Here is a 20212-nt window from a genome sequence, read left to right as displayed (position 1 = left end):
CAATCACTTTGAGCTAAAGCTATCGAGCAGTGATGGTACGATAATTCCTTGTCAGCCAAATACCATTACTATTATTCAAGGTTTGAAAATAGCCAATGCGACTCTGCCTTATAGTATTGGTATTGAGATTTACGATACCTTGGTGGCTAAGCAAGGTGTTTGGCCGCTGGCGGGGTTAGAGAAAAATAAAACACTGCCAGCGAAAGGTAAAGGCACGTACAAGACAATGCAGAATGTTCGCCCAGGAGTGAAAGACGATGTCATAACCATTCCAACTTATGAAATTAATTTTGGTAAAGAAGGTTCGAAAGCAATTTTTAATACACGCTTTGGTGAAATTAGTATTTCGGGCGAAGACTTGCCCGGCTTTTTACCTGCGGGTAGTGATGTCGAGGTTACTTTAAGCATTGACTCTTCACGTCGTGCGACATTTGAATTGTACTTTCCGTCATTGGATGAAACTTATGAACAGCAAGTAGCTTCAGAATTTAAAACAGATATCTCTACCAGTCAATTGAAGCGTGAGATTAATGAGGCACGAACAGTAGCACAGGCACAATCATATTTAGGTAATAAAGACGCGGATAAGAAAGTACAAGAGCTTGATGAAGCTGAGCGATTACTTGATGAGCGTAGTGATGATCGTGATACTAAAGAGAAAGTTAAAACAAGTCTGACTAAAACATTAATTGAATTAGACGAATATCAAGAACAAGGGGCTTGGCCTAAAGCAGAGCTTGACCTTGAAGATGCTATTGAAGATTTGCGTGATATTAATAATGAAAAAGGGAATGCGCGAACTAGTAGTTTATTGACTGAGTTTGAAACCCAAGCACGTCACATTATATCCAAACAAGATATACAAAGCGCTGCAAAACTTACGGAAGAAATTAATAGTATGGCGTTTAGCCTAAGGCAGCAAGATACTGGTTTCTGGGTTGGCATCCTAGAATATATGGACTATGGATTTGATGATATTCAGTGGACGGATCATGATGCTGCGTTTAGAGGAGTTCAGCATGCAAAACGTTTATTGCAAACAAACCCTTCTCACGAACAGTTGAAAGATGCAGTTGTCACCATTATTGGATTAATGAGACCTGAAAGTAGGGCTGAAATGAATAACGTTGACACTAGTCTGCTGCGTAAGTAATGAGATGACTAATTCAGCATTTATTCGTGGCGATTTGATTGACAGTAAGTATCACGTCGACTTTTTTCTATATGAAGATGAAATAACTGAAACATATAGAGTTAAAACCAATAAAAATGAGCTTAAATATCTTAAGCTCATTAAGTCTGAGTGTACGTCTATTTTGGAGGTGGAAGCTCTAAAAAAAGCACTAGACTTAATAAATAAAAATAACCACCAAAGTATTCTGACCTGCTCTGAGTTGCAAGCTTTACGCGTAGAAGGGCAATTCCAGTATTACTTTATACATGATTTCGTTCATGGGGAGTCTTTAAAACAGCGATTAGATAGAGAAATTAGTATAGCTGTATATGATGCGTGCAAAATTATAAGAGCAAGCTTTGATGTACTATCAAATGCTGGCATGCATTCTACTCAAGTTTTAACCCCAAATGATATTTTTATAAATTACTTGGATGAAAAGGGGAGTGTATGTATATTTCCTTTAGATTTAACCTGCTATATAAAACACACAGAGTCATCGATACTTCGCTATTCATTGGCTTATCAAAGTAGAGACGCGGAACATAATACGAACTATTCACTAGCAACTTTGCTGTATAGGTGTCTGTTTGGTTTTTTACCTTGGCAGTATGATATTGAATGGAAAGCAACTGACAAAGCAGTACAATATCAGGTCTTTTCTTACCGAGACTCAAGCCCTCTAAGTCAATCAACCTTTTACTCTCAGCACATACCGGGCGATTTAAAAAGTATTGTCTTTCAAGCTCTAAATAATATAGGAGTGAACGAGTTTAGCAAGAAGTTAGACTTATTTATAAAGCAATACTATGAGTTTCCTTATTATGATGAGATTCAGCTACCCGATAGTGAGGCAATAAACATCAAGCTTAAGGTATCAGAAGGCTCACAGTATAAGAGTGATCATGTCGGTCTAAACAAAATAGCAGGGATGACGGATCTGAAGTCGCTATTAATTACTGATATTATTGAACCTTTAAAAAATAAGCAGGCTTATAAAGAGTATGGGATTAAGCCACTTAACGGCTTATTGTTTTATGGTCCTCCTGGGTGTGGTAAAACTTTTATAGCAAAACAGCTTGCTGCTGAATTGGGTTATACATTCTTTGAAATCAAGCCTTCTGACTTGGCTAGTGTCTATGTTCATGGCACTCAAGAAAAGATTGGTAAGCTATTTTTAGAAGCCAGCCTTAAGGCGCCTTCGGTGATATTTATTGATGAGGTTGATGCAGTAATGCCAAGTCGTGATAGTGCACATATGGGTCAACACTATTCTTCAGAAGTTAATGAATTTCTCGCTCAGCTCACAGAATGTAGTGAGAAAGGCATTCTTACCATTATGGCTACAAATAGGCCTGATGCAATAGACAAAGCGATTCTAAGAACTGGTAGAGTTGATAAAGCGGTTTATATACCTCTGCCTGACTTTGATACTCGTAAAGAGATGCTGAAGATTCTCTTGAAAGGACGACCTATAGATAGTGGTTTGGATATTGAATCTATAGCCATGTTAATGGCGCATTATACTTCCAGTGATATTAATTATATGGTCAATGAAGCGGCCAAACTTGCCCTGAAAGAAAATAGTAAAATTGGTCATGAACATTTAACGGAAGTGCTTCGCAAAACGAAATCATCTGTTAATTATGATCAGCTCGAAAAGTATGACTCTTTTACTGAGTTCCAAAGGTTTTAATTTTTTCTGTTTTAAGGCCTTAATCCAAGCTATGAGAATGTTGGTTACGAACTATCTATTAATTATTTTTAAGCTCTTTAGAGACTTAATAAACAAAGGCTTCCATACTTTTTCATCACTCAATCTATAAGATACGGTGACAAGGTGTTCCCTATCATTATTCTCAAAATAATACGCTCTAACAGCAACATAAGGGTTATTGCCTAATTGCCGTAAGTAACTTATTTCTAAAGCGTTTTGGTCGTTTATTTTCACAGGGTTAATACCGTACCAGCGTATTATTTTGATATTAATTTTAGCTAAAGATTGAGTTGTTTGGGTACGTAGTTGTTGGCTTAGTTGGTTACGTTCAAAGGCTGTAAGAGCATAAGGATCTTTCAAAGATGCGTATTCAGAGTAATTACCTAATGTTGTATGAATAATTATTCTAGCATAAGTATTAAATCCATTTTTATCGAAGCTATTCAAGCCTTTCTGCTGAAACACATAGCGGCCATCTTGTGATAATCCTAAGTCTGCTCTAGCATTAATTATTTCCAAAACCTCGTTATTAAGTTCTTTATATCTTCCTCCTTGAAGCTCCATATTTAACGGAATTGAAATTTCTCCGAGATTAGGAATAGAGTATTTTTGAAAATTAATATCAGAAGCATTGGATAATGATGACGCTAATAGTATTAGCATCTGCAACAATAGGATTTCAAACTTGATTTTGGCTTTTGAAAACATGTTTTAATTCTCGAAGAATTTTATTTTGAACTGACTATAACTGGGCTAGTTGAGCTGTTAATATTAGATCCTAATAATTCTGGAATAGGAGGAGGGTTAGTCATCTCTTGGTTGTATATCGTTTTATTTCGGTAGAATACCTCATCAAACCCCGATATTAATAGCGTCACCTAAGAAAAATAAATGTCATACTCCAGCCCTCTACACTATATAGATAATAGCACATAGAGCTTTCCCGACTTGTCAGAGTAAGATTGATCCATGGCAATGCAGATATTAATAATATTTTAAACACCATAATATTGAGGGGTTTATTACCTAATAAGTTATAGTTTCAATAAGAAATTAATCTACTTTAGCGTTAACCATTTCTAGTATCGATCTCAATTTTCAGCATAGCTCAAACTGACTACATCAGTATATTTATACCGACTCTAATGCTTGCTGGCATGCTTGAGCTAAATAAGGGTCAACACTGTCCTGTTTGAGCAGCCATTTAATATAGCCAGTACCTTCAGAGCTCGCAGCTAAATCTGCAATAGCCTCACCCTTATGCTTACCAAAACTTAAATGCGTGGGTATACGCGCCATTTGGCTAAATTCATATAAGCTTTCCACATCACTTATCTCATGACCTTGGCTATTCGCCAAATCAATCAGACTACCAAGCACTAGTTCAGTGAAGTAGATGTCAGCAATAGCAGCATGAGCATCTCTTGCTTGAGCGCGTGCTATATCACGGTGGAAGTGATAGAGGAGGGATACTAGCTTATGACTCTCAAGCGTAGGAAGCAGGAAGTTAGCCATCGCATTAGTACATATCAGATTAGGAGTATGGGTCACGCCAGCATTTTTCAGAACGGCCATGTCAAAATCAATGTTGTGTCCAATCAAGTACTCAACACTGTTAGGCAATCTAAAATCGGTATGAAGTGGCTCATCCACAACATCCTCATCACAGATATGCGATATTGCCATTGACCCTAAACTGATTTCTTTGAGAGGATTAAATCGCTTAGCTCGCGGAGCTTGTAATACAAATACCTTGCCATCGTTTATTTCAACAATAGAATAGGCCGCTTCAGTCATGTGTGGTTCAATAAGTCCTGTCGTTTCTGTGTCGAGTATATAAGTAGTCATAATTTTATTTGTAGTTCTTATTTAAGGATGAGATTTAAAATAGTGAAATATTTGATGTGATTAGCATCCGTTAGTAATAAGTAACAAATTAACATATAAATTGGTAATAGCTATCATTTATCAGGTTTCTTGATTAAGTAATCGCCAATCGGTGAAACTATATATATGAAAACTAGACTAAGGATTTAATTATGAGAAATTTATATCAACAAGACCCGATACTCGAACGATGTAATCATATCCCCCAACTTCTTAGCATTAAGGATGTCATTGATTATACTAGCCTTAGTCGTTCTACCATCTATGAGATGATTAATAAGGAGTCTGATCACTACGATCCAACGTTCCCAAAAAAGGTACAACTTACAAAAGTCAGAGTAGCGTGGGTAGCGAGTGAAATAGTCGAGTGGATTAATAACAAAATCGGGGAAGGCTTAGCATAAACAATAGAAAAGCTATTGAGTAAGAATATGCTTCTAGCTAGCTTAGAGTGAGCATTAGCTGAACGTGATAACTAAAAATATGCGATTCGTTTGAAGCTGGTTGATATGACAAGTTACTCTAGAAGGGCTGGCTGGATCAAATAAAGCAGCTTCATTTTTAGGCACAGCATTACATAACGAAAGACTTAGTGGTATAAGTCTGAATTACAGTGAATTAATTAATCGTACCTCTAAGGATTCTTATAGTGCCTACAGCAGAATTTCAGCTTAACTTTCTAAGACGTATTCAATGGTTGCTTGAATCTAGCTCTTATACCTCGACCTATAAATTTGCATTATTAATATCAGTAACCAACCTCTCTATAGAGTCTGGGCTTAATGATAATAGAGAATGCGTTATTTCTTATGAGCAGTTGGCAGAGCAGTTTATTCAGCTTTATTGGACACAAGCATTACCATTCTCAGATCAATATGGTGAATCTATACTGAAGCAAAGCAGTACCACAGGTCAAGCTAAGGTCATCACTAGTATCTTAACCCTGCAAGAAGAAACTAAGACTACTAACTTAAATATAGCTCGGACACGTCATATCAAACAGTGGCAATCGACCCTTAAAGAAATAGCCCAAACGATTAAAAACAACCCTGCCAAGTATCTACAAAGTGCAGAAGATAAAGTTAGCCGTGAATTCTTTTATATCTATAACTCAATAGATAAAGCAATCATATTAAAGCCTGGTATCGCTTACAGCTTTGCGCGTTTTAGTCAGATAATCCATAAGCTTTGCCAGCAATACTGGACAGAGTTTGTACGTAACAATCGTCACAACCAATCATATTTCAGCGATGATGTTGATTTACAAGGTTTCTTGTTTAATCAGTCGCGTCAAGATCTAAGCTTGTTAGTGCCTATACTAAATGACACACAGCATGGTCAGTGCTTCTACTGTCAAAAACTATTAAAGAAAACCGTCGAAGTTGATCATTTTGTACCTTGGTCAAAATATCCCAATGATACGACTCATAATTTTGTACTGACTGATCATAAATGTAATAACAGTAAACGTGACTATCTTGCTGAAGAGAGGTTTTATGAGAAGTGGTTGAAGCGTAACCAACAATATGGACAAGTTATTGAACAAGAAACAGACGGTATTGGCTTTATAAGCAATCAGAAGCGTTCAGAAACTATTAGCCGATGGGCTTACCAAATAGCTGTAGAGCATGGAGACCTAGTATGGTCACCAGAGTCAAATATGAGGCTACGTACTATCAACCCTGAGCTGTTACCCAGATTGAGAGGCTGATAATTTAAATATATCAATTTTATGAATAATCGCTTGCTGAAGATCAATGTATATTTATTACAACCATGCATAAAAATTTGCGTGAGTTAGGCTGATAAAGTTATGGTTTAAAGTTGTCACAATAGCGAGTTTCAAAATAAAAAAGGGACACATATCAACCATGATTATGACTTTTCTTACGATGTAATATTAAATACTTGTCACATATCTAAAACACCTGACAGAGCAGCACCTTATTTTGATATGATTACAAAATTTACTCATCTTATTGGAGGCAGTTAATAAAATGACTGATAATGCTAGGCGTGCAGTAGATATGCAAGACTATCTAGGCGACCTGATTGGAGGTAGTCTGCTGATTACAGAAACAAGAATTATCGCAGAGTCTCTTCTTAAAAAGCTACCTGAAGATGAGTTGAGATCTTTGATAGTAGAGCAAAATATTCTACAGAAGAAGTCTGATAAAACCTCTAGCCGTTATATGAGAGCAATCCGAAAGCGAATTGAGGGATTGGGTGATGAGTTCATGCAGTCGTTGTTGACTGCGACAGATAGAGCTTATATTCAACTGTTATTGGTTGCTGTAATGATCAACTCTCCAATAGTTGAAGACTTTATGAGATTAAGTCTAGCAGAGGCAAAAAGAACTTATAAACCAAACTTACCCAGCGATGCCTGGAGTGAGTTTATTGATACACAGGTTTTAAAGTATCCAGATTTGCATAGATACTCAGAATCAACTATAAAAAAATTGGGTAGTAATGTAATAAAAATATTAGTTGATAGTGATTATCTAAGCGATAGTCGTAAACGCGAGATATATCCTGTATATCTTCTACCAGAAGTAAAAGAGTGGCTTCTACGCCTCAATAGAGGTGATTTGATAGAGGTTATGGAGTGTACTGTATGAAGGCATTACAACGTCGATTAGATTTGATATTTGATAGGATTGAAAGTCCTAAATTTCTAAAAAATGATGGCTTAGGTAATGAAATCGGGTTTTGGGTTTTTGACTATCCAGCCAAGCATGAAATACTGGTTCGTGAAAATTTAGAGTCCATAACGAAAAAGCTAGAAAGTCGTAAGTACAAATTTGAGCATTTAAATATATTTGAAGTTCTTATATCTATATTAGAGGAGCGTGGAATTTTTGATCGTGCATGCCAGCGCGAGAAAAAAGTAGGCATAGATGCTATTAAGAAGACGCTATCTGGACCGCTTAGCCAAGAGAAAGTTGCAAAATTTATTGCTAGTAAGTACAAGCTTGATGAGTTAGATTTTTTAATATTGTCTGGTTTAGGTAATGCATGGCCCCTTATAAGAGGTCATGAACTGCTTAGTGCATTACAAGATGTTATGGGTAGCACACCGCTGATTTTATTCTACCCTGGGGGTTATAGCGGTAGAGATCTACATCCTTTTGGGCTAATCGATTCACAAAATTATTATCGTGCTTTCAAGTTAGTGCCTGAAAGTGGTAACGAAACAAATATTAATAATTAATAATTAATAAAAAATAGAGAGATTGAGATGAATATTGAAAGTATTTTTTCAAAAAAATTAACACGTAATATTAATGGTGTTGTAAAAGCAGAAGAAAAAGATAACGAAAATATATTCGTTGAGCTAGATGAATATGTAGTAACACGAGAGTTACACAAGCATTTTAATGATTTTTTTGAAGTATATTCTCCAACAGTGAACTATCAAGGCATTGCATCCTCAGGGAATAATGGTGTTTGGATATCGGGTTTTTTTGGTTCAGGTAAGTCACATTTTTTAAAAATTCTGTCGTACTTATTAGAAAATAACGTAGTCGAGTATGAGGGCGATAGTCGTAGAGCCGTGGACTTTTTCGAAAATAAAATTAACGATAACGAGCTATGGGCCAATATTCAAAATGCTGGATCAAAAAATACAGATGTAATTTTATTTAACATTGATTCAAGGGCTAACACTGAAGATCGTGAGAATGCAATCCTAAAGGTTTTTTTGAAAGTGTTTAATGAGCGCTTGGGCTATTGCGCTGATTTTCCTCATATCGCGCATTTAGAGAGAGAGTTGGACGAGCGTAAGCAGTATGAAGCTTTTAAGAGTAAATTTGCCGAGCTTGCAGACTCTACATGGGAAGATGAGAGAGATGCGTATGATTTTTATAGAGACGAGATAGCTGAAGCACTAAGCTATGCTACTAAACAGTCCACAGAGTCTGCCAAACAGATGATTGAAAATGTGGAAGATAATTTTCCGCTAGATATTCATAATTTCTGTACTTGGGTAAAAGACTATTTAGACTCATCAGGTGACAAGAACATACTTTTTTTAGTTGATGAAGTAGGGCAGTTTATAGGCAAAAATACGCAAATGATGCTGAAGCTGCAGACTATTACAGAGAACCTAGGGACTTACTGTAATGGTAGAGCATGGGTAATTGTTACATCACAGGCAGATATTGATGCTGCTATTGGTAGTATGAATCGAGGAGAGAGTCAGGATTTTTCTAAAATTCAAGGTCGTTTTAAAACACGGTTGGCTCTCTCGAGTAGTAATACGTCAGAAGTTATTCAAAAAAGACTGTTGGCAAAAACAGATAAAGCGGAAGAGGCTTTGCTTAAGATATTTTCTGCAGAAGGAGATATTCTTAGACATCAATTGTCATTTGATAAAACGACTACAGCTGAGTTAAAAGGTTATACCGATGGCAAAAGCTTTGTAGCCAACTACCCATTTATACCTTATCACTACTTGCTCGTCCAAAAAGTATTTGAATCTATAAGAACTAAAGGTGCGACAGGGAAGCATTTGGCCATGGGAGAGCGCTCTCTGCTAGACGCGTTCCAAAATGCAGCAAAGCAAATTAAAAATGAAGAGTTGAATGTCTTAGTTCCTTTTCATAGTTTTTATGCCCCTATAGAGAGCTTCTTAGAACCAGCGGTCAAAAGAACCATTGATCAAGCTTTAGAGTTGGATTCACTTTCAGATTTTGATGGTCAAATTTTAAAGACCTTATTTTTAATACGTTATGTAGATACGGTCAAAAGCACTTTAGATAATTTGGTAACTTTATCTATTAGTAAGATAGATGAAGATAAAATAGTGTTACGAAAGAAAATAGAAGACAGCCTTGAGCGTCTTGAGCGCCAACTTCTTATTGCTAGGAATGGAGAGGAGTTTATATTTCTAACCAATGAAGAAAAAGAGATAGAAAACGAGATCCGTAATACAGATTGTGAGATATCTGAGCTATCTAGCAAGCTATCTTCCATAGTGTTTGATAATATTCTAAAAGGCAACCGGGTTTATCGTTATCCAGTTAATAAACAAGACTTTACTGTTAGTCGATTTTGCAATGGACATCCAAAAGACGGACTTATTCTTGAAGACTTGGTTTTAAAAATCACCTCACCTTTGGACACAGATTATAATAGTTTTTCGACAGACTATGACTGTACTGAGTACACGCTCAAAGACGACGGTAGTATGTTAGTTAAGCTTGGAGAAAACCAGCGTTTGTGGGCGGAATTAACTACTTATATTAAAACAGATAGGTTTTTAAAACAAAATTCAGGTCAGCGACGTGAACAAGAGCATTTGCTAAGAGAAAAGCAAATGGAAAATATTGAGCGTGAAAAGCGTCTAAAAACTGATTTTGAGAACTTGTTTTTGGAGGCTGAGGTATATGCAATTGGTACAAAAATGCCAAAAAAACCTTCAACGCCCATCGCAGTTTTAGAAGAGTCTTATAAGTATGTTATTGAAAATACTTTTGAAAAGTTGAACATGCTTAAAGCTTCGCAGGGTGATGTTCTAAGAGAGCTCAAGGCTGTTCTGACAGCAGATGATATGGCTCAAGCTGGCTTGGATCTTCAAACTGAAGAAAATAATCCTGCAGCGTTACAAGAAGTGGATAATTATATTTCACTCAATTTCGAACGTAATATCCCAGTCAGCTTACGTGACGTAGTGGCACATTTTAGCAAGCGTCCTTATGGTTGGCCCGATAATGAAATATTACTTGTGGTTGCTAGACTTGGGCTGGCAGGCAAGCTTTCATTTGATATCGGCAGAGACAGCCTACCGCTCAATAAAGCTTATGATTCATTTACGAATGGGCGTAAGCGTCCTGATATTCGAATAAGTACCGTTCGCCGTCATGGTGAGTCAGACATTAAAAAGGCATCTGCATTAGTTAAGGCTTTATTTGGCAAAAACTTTACAGGATCTGAAGAAAAAGAATTGTATGCATTGATCGTTTCTGAACTAAAAAGCTGGCGAGATGATTTAAAGGCGTTCCAGAATAGATCACAGAGTGGAAAGTTTCCTGGTAAGCAAAAAATTGAAGCAGGTTTGGTTTTAGTCAGTGGCGTATTAGAAGAAAGTACTAGCTATTTGCTAATTGAACGCTTTGTGAAGGAAAAAGGAAGCTTGGAAGATTTTTCTGAAGACTTTGAGGATTTAGAAGATTTTTATGAAAATCAAGTGGATACTTGGTTGCAGCTTGATGTGGCATTGAACCAAAGGTTTAAAGCGAACAAATCAAAGTTGATGGAGAATCCTGAAGCTGCCAAAGCGCTTGAAGAGCTTGAATCCATACACAGCATGGAAGATCCTTATAGTAAAGTTCGCTTCATAAACCCACTTATTGAGAAGATAAAAGCTGTTAATGACAGCATTGTTAAAGAGAGAAAAGAAGATGCTCTTCGCAAAGTGGATTCAAAAGTTGAAAGAGTGCAAAAAGCTCTGGATGTAGCATCTGCTCCCGCTAATATAAGTAACGAAGCTTTATATCCATTAAGGAAGTGTCGTGAGCGTATAGAAAATACAGACTCCATTCACCAAATACTTAGTGAGCAAGGTGAGTCTATGAGCTTTGAAGATAAGGCTTATGATTTGATAAATGCGTATGTCGAAGAGCAACATAAGCAGGCAGCGTTAGAGAAAAAAAGCAGTATTATTGAGTCTGAATCTGTAAGTGATATAACTGATAACGCTACCACCAACACCAAAATAGATATCAACAAACCAACTAATGTAATTCCTAGAAAAACAGTTCCTATTAGTCCTAGCGACTTAATTAGAAAATCAGTCTCAAATGGGATAATCGAAACGGTCCAAGAGATTGATGACTGTTTATCCTTGCTAAGAGAGCAGCTAATAAAGTCGGTAGAAGCTGGTGACAGGATAAGAATTAAATAAGTTTAGAAAGTACGATTATAAGTGCCTATGCATCAGGATATTTAAGTAGGAAAACGGTTAAGTAAGCTAGTAGGGTATAAATATCTACTAGCTTATAATTTTTCCTCACATCTAACCGCTCAAACAAACAACAAAGACAAGAAGATATTCCATGGAAACCAGTAACATAAAGAGTTATGCCCCTAAAGCACGTGTGGCATTTATGGATGCCGTTGCCAAACGCCTCAACACCTTTGGTATCAGCGCAGACAAGAAAGGGGAGCTGCAAGTTATTGATGCGTTGGTTCAAGGCTCAGTGTTACAAATTGGTGATAATAACTTTGATAGCAAGCTTGCCCCTGCTAGACAGCGTCTGGTCGAGAGAAGTGAACAGCTAGGCTATGCCCAGCTGGTAGAGCAAGTGGCTTATACCTGGTTTAACCGCTTAAGTGCCATTCGCTATATGGAAATACATGGCTACCTAGGCCATGGTTTTCGAGTACTCTCTCACCCAAATGGCGACAAGCGATTTGAAATACTCGATCATGCGCAAGATGCTGCAGAAGATCTTGGGCTAGATAGAGACCGCATCATTGACCTCATGCTCGCGGGTGATAAAAACGAAGAGCTGTACCGTGAACTGCTACTGGGCCAATGTCACAAGCTACATGAAGCCATGCCATTCTTATTTGAAGCCTTAAATGATGAAACAGAGCTGCTGTTACCAGACAATCTAACCCGTACCGACTCGATACTACGTGGTTTGGTTGATAGCATTCCTGAAGAGGACTGGCAGCAAGTAGAAGTCATTGGTTGGCTGTATCAGTCTTATATCTCCGAGAAAAAAGACCAAGTCATCGGCAAAGTCGTCAAAACCGAAGATATACCCGCCGCCACCCAATTATTTACCCCCAACTGGATCGTAAAGTACATGGTGCAAAACTCATTGGGCGCACAATGGTTAGCCACCTATCCAAAATCGCCTTTAAAAGCGCAAATGGAATACTACATCGAACCTGCCGAGCAAACCGATGAAGTCAACGCTCAGCTAAAAGCGATTACCCCAGAAAGCTTGAACCCAGAAGAACTCACCCTAATCGACCCCGCCAGTGGTTCGGGCCACATACTGGTAGAAGCCTATGATTTATTTAAAGCCATTTACCTAGAGCGCGGTTACCGCCAGCGCGATATTGCCCAGCTGATATTAGAGAACAACCTATTTGGCCTAGACATAGACCAACGCGCCGCCCAGCTCACTGGCTTTGCCCTGATGATGAAAGGCCGTGAAGACGATCGCCGTTTATTCGAGCGTGGCGTAAAGATGAATGTCATGGCCATGCATAACAGCAGCAGCTTAGACCCAAATACCCTAGCCCAAGGTATCAATCTAGCCAGCTACCAGCTAAATGCCGATGACCTAACCGAATTTATCGAGCTGTTTGAACACGCCCACGACTTCGGTTCGCTGATACAAATACCACCGCATCTAGCCGACAAATTGCCCGCATTTAATAATTTGGTGCAAAATGAAACACACAACGCAGACTTGTTTGTGAGTGAGGCGCTGCAACAGCTAACACCTTTGGTAGTGCAAGCCAACATCCTTGCTGCACAATACGATGCGGTGGTGGCTAATCCGCCTTATATGGGCAGTAAAGGCATGAACACCGTGGTGAAAAAGTTTGCTAAAGACAACTTCCCAAATGCCAAAAGTGATTTATTCGCCTGTTTTATCGAGCGTGGTTACAGTCTTACAAAAGATGTAGGGCGTGGCAGTATAGTTGCTCCGTACGTCTGGATGTTTATATCTTCTTATGAAAATTTTCGAGAGAACTTTTTTAATAAGACAACTTTAGTTAGCCTGATCCAGTTGGAATATAACGCCTTTGAGCCAGCCTGTATTCCTGTGGCTACTTTTAGCTTTTCTAAAATAAGCATTTCAAGTTTTAAAGGGTCTTTTATCCGACTTTCTGACTTTAAGGGGCATCAAAACCAAGCACCTAGAGTATTGGAAGCAATTAATAATCGCAACTGTGGTTGGCTCTACATAAACTCTCAAAGTGAATTCGGGAAAATTCCGGGTAGTACAGTAGCTTATTGGGCTAGCGAGGCTGTTTTGAATGTTTTTGCTGATGGAGACTCAATTCAAAACTACGCACGGTTCAGTTGTGGCATGTTCACGTGCAATAATGAAAGATTTATTCGTTACTGGTGGGAAGTAGCAAAAAATGATAATCGAATGTTTGGTTCGAAAAATGCACGATGGGTACCGCATGTTAAAGGTGCGTCTGGTGAAAGGTGGAGTAAGCCGACTAACTACGTAGTCGACTTTTCACTTAATGGTGATAACATCCGAAGCTATAGAAAAGAACGTGGACAATCTTATAGTCTTCCAGGGGAGAAATATTATTTTAAAGCTGGTGTTTCGTTCCCATTAATAACCTCTGGCACATTTTCAGCTGTTGGGTTAAATGGGAGATCGACATTTGATATCAGCTCAAACTCCGCATTTCCAGATGGATTGTCGTCTAACATATTGCTTGCATCACTTTGTTCAAAGCCAACCTCTCATTTTGTAAGTATTTTATGTCCTACTTTGAATTTTACTCCTGGTGACATTGGAAAAACCCCCTTACTTTGGGATAAGCTGTGTAAATTCACATCAAAACTAGAAATGATTGCAGAGAAGTGCGTACTTAAGACAACCTCGGTGATTAATTTATACGAAAATTCAGATAAGTTTCAGTCTTTACCATTACTCTCAAAATTTTCTGAGTCTATTCAAGACCTAGAGTCCAGCTACAATACATGGATTAGCCAAAACCAAGCCACCATCGCCGAGATGAAGCACCTCGAAGAGGAAAATAACCGTCTCTTCATCGACGCTTATGGCCTGCAAGACGAACTCACCCCAGAAGTGCCGATTGAACAAATCACCCTAACGGTCAACCCTACCTATCGCTACGGCATAAAAGGCACAGAAGAAGAACGCAACGCCCGCTTTAGATCAGACACCATGACCGAGTTAGTTTCTTATACGATAGGCTGCATGATGGGACGTTATTCACTAGACCAAGAAGGCCTAGTATATGCCCATGCAGGCAACGAAGGGTTTGATGCCAGTTTATACCAGACCTTCCCAGCAGACAGCGACGGTATTATTCCAATAACGGAAGAAGAGTGGTTTAAAGACGATGTCAGCAATCGAGTGGTTGAATGCGTTAAGACCGTGTGGGGTGAAGATAATCTAACTGAGAACCTACAGTTCATTGCAGACTCATTATGTTTGGATGCGATCACACCTAGAAAATCAGAAACTGCCGTCGGAACCATACGTCGTTATCTATCGACTAAGTTCTACAAAGATCACATGCAGACCTATAAAAAAAGACCTATCTACTGGCTATTCAGCTCGGGCAAAGAAAAAGCCTTTGAATGTCTCGTCTACTTGCATCGCTATAACGAAAGCACACTCTCTCGTATGCGTACCGAATACGTCACGCCACTATTGGGCAAGTACCAAGCTTATGCAGAACAGTTAGACAAACAGCTCGAAATGGCTGAGTCTACACAAGACAAAAAGCGCCTTGAGAAAGAGCTAAAAAGTATGGATAAAAAGCAAAGTGAATTACGTGAGTTTGACGACAAACTGAAGCACTATGCAGACATGCGTATCTCAATAGACCTAGATGATGGGGTTAAAGAAAACTACGGCAAATTTGGCGATCTACTTGCTGATGTTAAAAATATAACAGGTGAAAAACCGGAGATTATTAATGCAAATTAATGAGCTGATCGAAGGCATTAAATCTAAGCTTGAGCAAAGTAGAATTGTGTTTTGGCATGACCCAGAACACAGCTTTCAGGAAGATATTGATCAAATTGCTGCTTCTTTAAGTGGGAGTGATAGCGTTAAGCTAAAAGATACGAATATATTGCCTGATAGTATTACTGTGTTAAAAATGGCTGATGAATCTGTATTAGCAGTCAAAAAACGCATAGAGATCGATGAGCCTCAGCAGAGTTTTCTACTTTATTTCTCTGAAGCTGAACCAACGCCAGAGCGTGATTGGTTGCTAGATATTCGTTTATATAGTGAGCCATTTTTTGCAGATCGTAGCTCTATGTTGCTTAATGAGCTGGGTATTCCAAAAATGTCACTTCGTGAGCATATTAGACAGCGCAATGCTTTTTTTGGAAGTAAAAAACGTACTGCAAGTCTGAAGAAGTGGATAAGTGAAAACGAGGATGAGCTAAGTCTAGATCGTAAGATGATCGCCGTTGTGGTGAGCTCAGAATCTGCGGAGCTGGATAGTATGTTGCTGAGTCTGCTAAATGAATACGCTCAAAATATTGATGAAGGAGTCGATGAGTCGTCTTTATTGAAAATGTTAAGTAAATATGATCTCAGTGCCTCATTGTGGGTTTTATTAGAAAAGGCTTATGGTTATATTACTGAGGAGCCATCCTTAGCAGACTTCGTTTTAAAGCTTTTTTGTACTGATTTTTGGCGTCAAACAAATTCTGATGATAAAAACTGGTTAAATAATAATTTGCTTCAGACCATGTCAGGTCAAGCGAATGCTATGGCTTTTATGAGTAGTTGGCGCGACAGTAGAAAACACGCAGAATGTTATGAACAAATTGCACGCTTATTGGCATATAAACTGGAGATCAAAGCTAAGACTTCTAGCTATCAACCTGCCCAAATGGTGGATTGTCAGACATTCGAAGAGATAGAGCAAAATATTATTGTTGGCTTGGTGAATAGCTTAATCGAAAATAGTACTGATATTGATTCAGCACAATTTGATGCCATTGTGTCACGCCGCTCATTTGGCTATTGGGCCAAGCTTAAAACAGACTATGAATCAATCTATAGTGCGCTTGGTAATGCTAAAGAATTAATGCAATTGCGTAGTAAGTATGCTGGTGGCTTTCATTTCGAGAGTGCCAAAGAGATGTATACCGAATATGTGGATAATATATATAAATTTGATCAAGCCTATCGCTTATTTAGTGAAAAGGTTAACTTTACGTTGAGTAAGGGTTGGGAGATTCTTAGAAGTTTAAAAGAAGAAGTGGAAAATTTATATATAAACTGGTATTTGCACCAGTTGGGTTTGGCTTGGGATAAACACCTTGGTGAAGAGCAGCTTTTAGATAACTGGAAAATTAAAGATATTCCGAATCAATATGATTTTTATAATCAACAAGTCCAATCAATATTGGCAGGCACCCAAATTAAAAGGGTTTTCGTCATTATATCGGACGCCTTTAGATATGAGATAGCCAACGAGCTTGACTCGATCATTAATAATGAAAAACGCTTCAAGTCAGACTTATCAACACAGTTGGGCGTCTTGCCAAGCTATACTCAACTTGGTATGGCATCGTTACTACCACACAAAACCCTAGAGTATGACACCAAAGGGAACTCTGCAGTATATGTAGATGGTGTATCGTCACAGGGCAGTATGCAGCGTCAAAAAATATTGCAAAGCGTAGGCGGTGTTGCAGTAACCTCTAAAGATCTGATGAACTGGAATAACGAAGAAGGCAGAGAAAAAGTAAGTAACGCTAGTGTTGTTTATATTTATCATGACACGATTGACGCTATAGGTGACAAGCAAGGCTCTGAGCATAAGACTTTTGAAGCCTGCCGTGATGCTATTAATGAGCTTAAGAGCTTAGTGAATCGAATTATTAATAGGCTCAATGGTAGTAGAGTAATTATTACCGCTGATCATGGCTTTTTATTCCAAAATAAGAAGCTAACTACCACAGATAAAACGGGTATTGATGTTAAGAGCACTATGACCAATGAAAACAAGAAACGCTATATTGTTGGAAGAGACTTGAGCTCTAATGATCCGCATTGGAAGGGTCTGATCTCTAACACAGCGAATGGTATTTCAGGGGAGGGTAAAGAAGTTGAGTTTATGATACCAAAATCCTCTCAAAGGTTTCACTTTTCAGGTGGTGCTCAGTTTGTGCATGGTGGCGCAATGCTACAAGAAATTTGTGTGCCAATCATTACCGTACGTGAGCTACAAAAAGAGCAGGTTGCAAAATATGAGAAGATGCCAGTAGGGGTTATTTCTGCCAAGCAGTCGATTAAGTTTGTCAATAATATCGATAAAGTCTCATTTATCCAAACAGATGCTGTGAATGCTGAATATAATCCAAGAAAACTTCATATCTATATCGTTGATAGTAACGGCCTTGAGGTCTCTAGCAAAGAAACATTAGTGTTTGGCAGCTCAAGTAGTAATATGGATGAGCGTAAGCAAGAGGCAACACTGAGTTTGATTGGATCAAGCTTTAGTAGAAATAATAAATATACACTAATTTTATTAGATGCAGATACTAATACAGAGTATGCACGTTATGATGTGACCATTGACCTTGCTATTCAGGATGAGTTTTTCTAAATATATTTGGATAAGAATATGACAATGAATAATGAACTGAATGGCAATGTAGATAATAATGCTATTCAAATTACTGATTTAGATGACTTATTAAATCAGCATTTCAAAGGCAGAGTAGTTCGTAAAGACTTAACCAAAAAGCTTAAAGAGGGTGCCAACGTACCGGTTTATGTACTCGAATATTTATTAGGTATGTACTGTGCCTCTAACGATGATGAGATAGTACTAAAAGGTCTTGAAAGTGTTAAAAAGATTCTTGCTGAAAACTATGTAAGGCCTGATGAAGCTGAAAAAATTAAATCATTAATTCGTGAGCGTGGCACATTTAAAATTATTGACAAAGTAAGTGTTAAATTAAATCAAAGAAAAGATGTCTATGAAGCGTTTCTTTCTAACTTAGGTATCAATGATGCCCTAGTACCTACTAATATAGTTAAAGAGAACGAAAAGCTACTTACTGGTGGTATTTGGTCCATTATCACCGTCCAATACTTCTTTGAAGAGGGGCAAAAGACGTCACCTTTTTCGATAATGAATCTGAAGCCCATTCAAATGCCTTCAATGAATATGGATGAAATATTCTCTGCAAGAGAGCATTTCACAAATGAGCAGTGGATGGATGTTATTCTGCGTTCAGTAGGGATGGAACCAACCAATCTAGAGGAGCGGGTTAAGTGGCATCTTATCGCTCGAATGATTCCATTTGTCGAAAATAATTATAACGTCTGTGAGCTTGGTCCTCGTGGTACGGGTAAAAGTCATGTATATAAAGAGTGCTCTCCAAACTCACTATTAGTGTCAGGTGGTCAAACCACAGTAGCTAATTTATTTTATAACATGAGTTCACGACAGGTAGGCCTTGTGGGCATGTGGGATTTAGTCGCTTTTGATGAAGTTGCTGGTATAAGGTTTAAAGATAAAGACGGTATTCAGATCATGAAGGACTATATGGCCTCTGGTTCTTTTGCTCGAGGTCGAGACTCTGTCGAGGCTAAGGCTTCTATGGTGTTCGTTGGTAATATTAACCAAAGTGTTGAAACTCTTGTGAAGACAAGTCATCTTTTAGCTCCCTTTCCTGAAGCAATGATTGATACAGCATTTTTTGATCGATTCCACTGCTATATACCTGGGTGGGAAGTACCAAAAATGCGACCAGAGTTTTTTACCAATAGCTATGGCTTAATCACTGACTATCTAGCGGAATACATGCGTGAAATGCGTAAGTATGGGTTTTCCGATGCGATTGATAAGTTTTTTAAGCTAGGTAACAACCTCAACCAACGCGATGTTATTGCTGTAAAACGTACAGTTTCAGGATTATTAAAGCTTTTGCATCCTGATAGTAAGTACACAAAAGATGATGTGCGTGACTGTTTGGTTTATGCGTTAGAGTCGAGACGTCGTATAAAAGAGCAGCTAAAGAAATTAGGCGGTATGGAGTTTTTTGACGTTCACTTCAGCTACATTGATAATGAGTCTTTAGAAGAGTTCTTCGTGAATGTGCCCGAACAAGGCGGCAGTAAATTAATTGCTGAGGGAGTACCTAGACCAGGCGTTGTACACTTAGTCACTCAAGGGAGTACTGACAAGCTAGGGCTTTACCGCTATGAGACTCAAATGATGCCAGGTTCAGGTAAACATTCCGTATCTGGCTTGGGCTCTAACACGGCTGCAAAAGAGGCTATACGTATTGGTTTTGATTATTTCAAAGGGAATTTAAAGCGTATTAGCGCATCTTCAAAATTCTCTGAATATGAGTTTCATTTGCATGTTGTGGAACTCCATAATACTGGGCCAAACACTAAGTCATCATTGGCTTCCTTAATTGCTTTTTGTTCTATTCTAATGGGAAGATCAATACAAGAGCAGATGGTAGTTCTAGGTGAAATGACACTTGGTGGTGTAATTAACCCGGTGCAGAATTTAGCTGAAAGTTTACAACTAGCCATGGACAGCGGGGCTAAAAAAGTACTCCTACCCATGGCATCTGCTTCAGATATACCAACTGTACCGTCAGAGCTTTTTTCGAAGTTTCAGATCAGCTTTTATGCGGACCCAGTCGATGCCGTTTATAAGGCATTGGGTGTGCAATAAAATAATCACAATAGGTAAAA

At 38.3% G+C, this 20212-nt stretch carries 11 protein-coding genes and 1 pseudogene; 10 read left to right on the top strand and 2 right to left on the bottom strand.

What is annotated here, in order from left to right:
- A pseudogene (locus B2575_RS09845) lies at positions 1–1153 on the top strand (hypothetical protein); the annotation flags it as partial.
- Positions 1154–1157: 4 nt separating this feature from the next.
- Positions 1158–2870 carry an AAA family ATPase gene (locus B2575_RS09840; protein WP_296241689.1) on the top strand — a complete coding sequence of 571 codons (1713 nt, stop codon included), beginning with the start codon at positions 1158–1160 and terminating at the stop codon, positions 2868–2870.
- Positions 2871–2921: 51 nt separating this feature from the next.
- Here the strand turns inward: B2575_RS09840 and B2575_RS09835 are convergent, their stop codons facing one another.
- Positions 2922–3599, bottom strand: a complete 678-nt coding sequence (locus tag B2575_RS09835) for a hypothetical protein (protein WP_296241684.1) — start codon at positions 3597–3599, stop codon at positions 2922–2924.
- Positions 3600–4022: 423 nt separating this feature from the next.
- The gene (locus tag B2575_RS09830) at positions 4023–4739 is read right to left on the bottom strand and encodes a 3'-5' exonuclease (RefSeq protein ID WP_296241682.1); all 717 of its coding nucleotides are present in this window, start codon (positions 4737–4739) and stop codon (positions 4023–4025) included.
- A gap of 191 nt (positions 4740–4930) precedes the next feature.
- Here B2575_RS09830 and B2575_RS09825 point away from each other — a divergent pair, with 191 nt between their 5' ends.
- From B2575_RS09825 to brxL, 8 genes are all read left to right on the top strand, one after another.
- The gene (locus B2575_RS09825; protein WP_296241681.1) at positions 4931–5182 is read left to right on the top strand and encodes a helix-turn-helix transcriptional regulator; all 252 of its coding nucleotides are present in this window, start codon (positions 4931–4933) and stop codon (positions 5180–5182) included.
- Between the two features lie 245 nt (positions 5183–5427).
- Positions 5428–6489, top strand: coding sequence for an HNH endonuclease (locus B2575_RS09820; RefSeq protein WP_296241679.1), 1062 nt, complete (start codon positions 5428–5430; stop codon positions 6487–6489).
- Between the two features lie 286 nt (positions 6490–6775).
- Complete coding sequence (locus B2575_RS09815; RefSeq protein ID WP_296241678.1) at positions 6776–7399, top strand: DUF1819 family protein; 624 nt, start codon at positions 6776–6778, stop codon at positions 7397–7399.
- On the top strand, positions 7396–7992 hold the full coding sequence (locus B2575_RS09810) for a DUF1788 domain-containing protein (protein ID WP_296241676.1): 597 nt from the start codon (positions 7396–7398) through the stop codon (positions 7990–7992). The genes B2575_RS09815 and B2575_RS09810 overlap by 4 nt, the downstream gene beginning before the upstream one ends.
- A gap of 27 nt (positions 7993–8019) precedes the next feature.
- Complete coding sequence (gene brxC, locus B2575_RS09805; protein ID WP_296241674.1) at positions 8020–11685, top strand: BREX system P-loop protein BrxC; 3666 nt, start codon at positions 8020–8022, stop codon at positions 11683–11685.
- 151 nt (positions 11686–11836) lie between these two features.
- The gene (pglX, locus tag B2575_RS09800; protein ID WP_296241672.1) at positions 11837–15451 is read left to right on the top strand and encodes a BREX-1 system adenine-specific DNA-methyltransferase PglX; all 3615 of its coding nucleotides are present in this window, start codon (positions 11837–11839) and stop codon (positions 15449–15451) included.
- Positions 15441–18098 (top strand): BREX-1 system phosphatase PglZ type A, encoded by a 2658-nt coding sequence (gene pglZ, locus B2575_RS09795; RefSeq protein ID WP_296241670.1) that lies wholly within the window; start codon positions 15441–15443, stop codon positions 18096–18098. Before pglX ends, pglZ begins: the two co-directional genes overlap by 11 nt.
- Positions 18099–18122: 24 nt before the next feature.
- Complete coding sequence (gene brxL / locus B2575_RS09790; RefSeq protein ID WP_296241692.1) at positions 18123–20192, top strand: protease Lon-related BREX system protein BrxL; 2070 nt, start codon at positions 18123–18125, stop codon at positions 20190–20192.
- The last annotated feature ends 20 nt before the right edge of the window (positions 20193–20212 follow it).

Source organism: Psychrobacter sp. UBA6739, from assembly GCF_002453835.1.
In the GTDB taxonomy this organism is placed as follows: domain Bacteria; phylum Pseudomonadota; class Gammaproteobacteria; order Pseudomonadales; family Moraxellaceae; genus Psychrobacter; species Psychrobacter immobilis_A.
Note: the sequence above shows the minus strand (reverse complement) of the source record. Positions and strands in the feature narration are given on the sequence as shown.

Coding starts and splice junctions, on each gene's coding strand:
- B2575_RS09840 (WP_296241689.1), top strand. CDS start 1,158: ATGACTAATTCAGCATTTATTCGTGGCGATTTGATTGACAGTAAGTAT.
- B2575_RS09835 (WP_296241684.1), bottom strand. CDS start 3,599: ATGTTTTCAAAAGCCAAAATCAAGTTTGAAATCCTATTGTTGCAGATG.
- B2575_RS09830 (WP_296241682.1), bottom strand. CDS start 4,739: ATGACTACTTATATACTCGACACAGAAACGACAGGACTTATTGAACCA.
- B2575_RS09825 (WP_296241681.1), top strand. CDS start 4,931: ATGAGAAATTTATATCAACAAGACCCGATACTCGAACGATGTAATCAT.
- B2575_RS09815 (WP_296241678.1), top strand. CDS start 6,776: ATGACTGATAATGCTAGGCGTGCAGTAGATATGCAAGACTATCTAGGC.
- B2575_RS09810 (WP_296241676.1), top strand. CDS start 7,396: ATGAAGGCATTACAACGTCGATTAGATTTGATATTTGATAGGATTGAA.
- brxC (WP_296241674.1), top strand. CDS start 8,020: ATGAATATTGAAAGTATTTTTTCAAAAAAATTAACACGTAATATTAAT.
- pglX (WP_296241672.1), top strand. CDS start 11,837: ATGGAAACCAGTAACATAAAGAGTTATGCCCCTAAAGCACGTGTGGCA.
- pglZ (WP_296241670.1), top strand. CDS start 15,441: ATGCAAATTAATGAGCTGATCGAAGGCATTAAATCTAAGCTTGAGCAA.
- brxL (WP_296241692.1), top strand. CDS start 18,123: ATGAATAATGAACTGAATGGCAATGTAGATAATAATGCTATTCAAATT.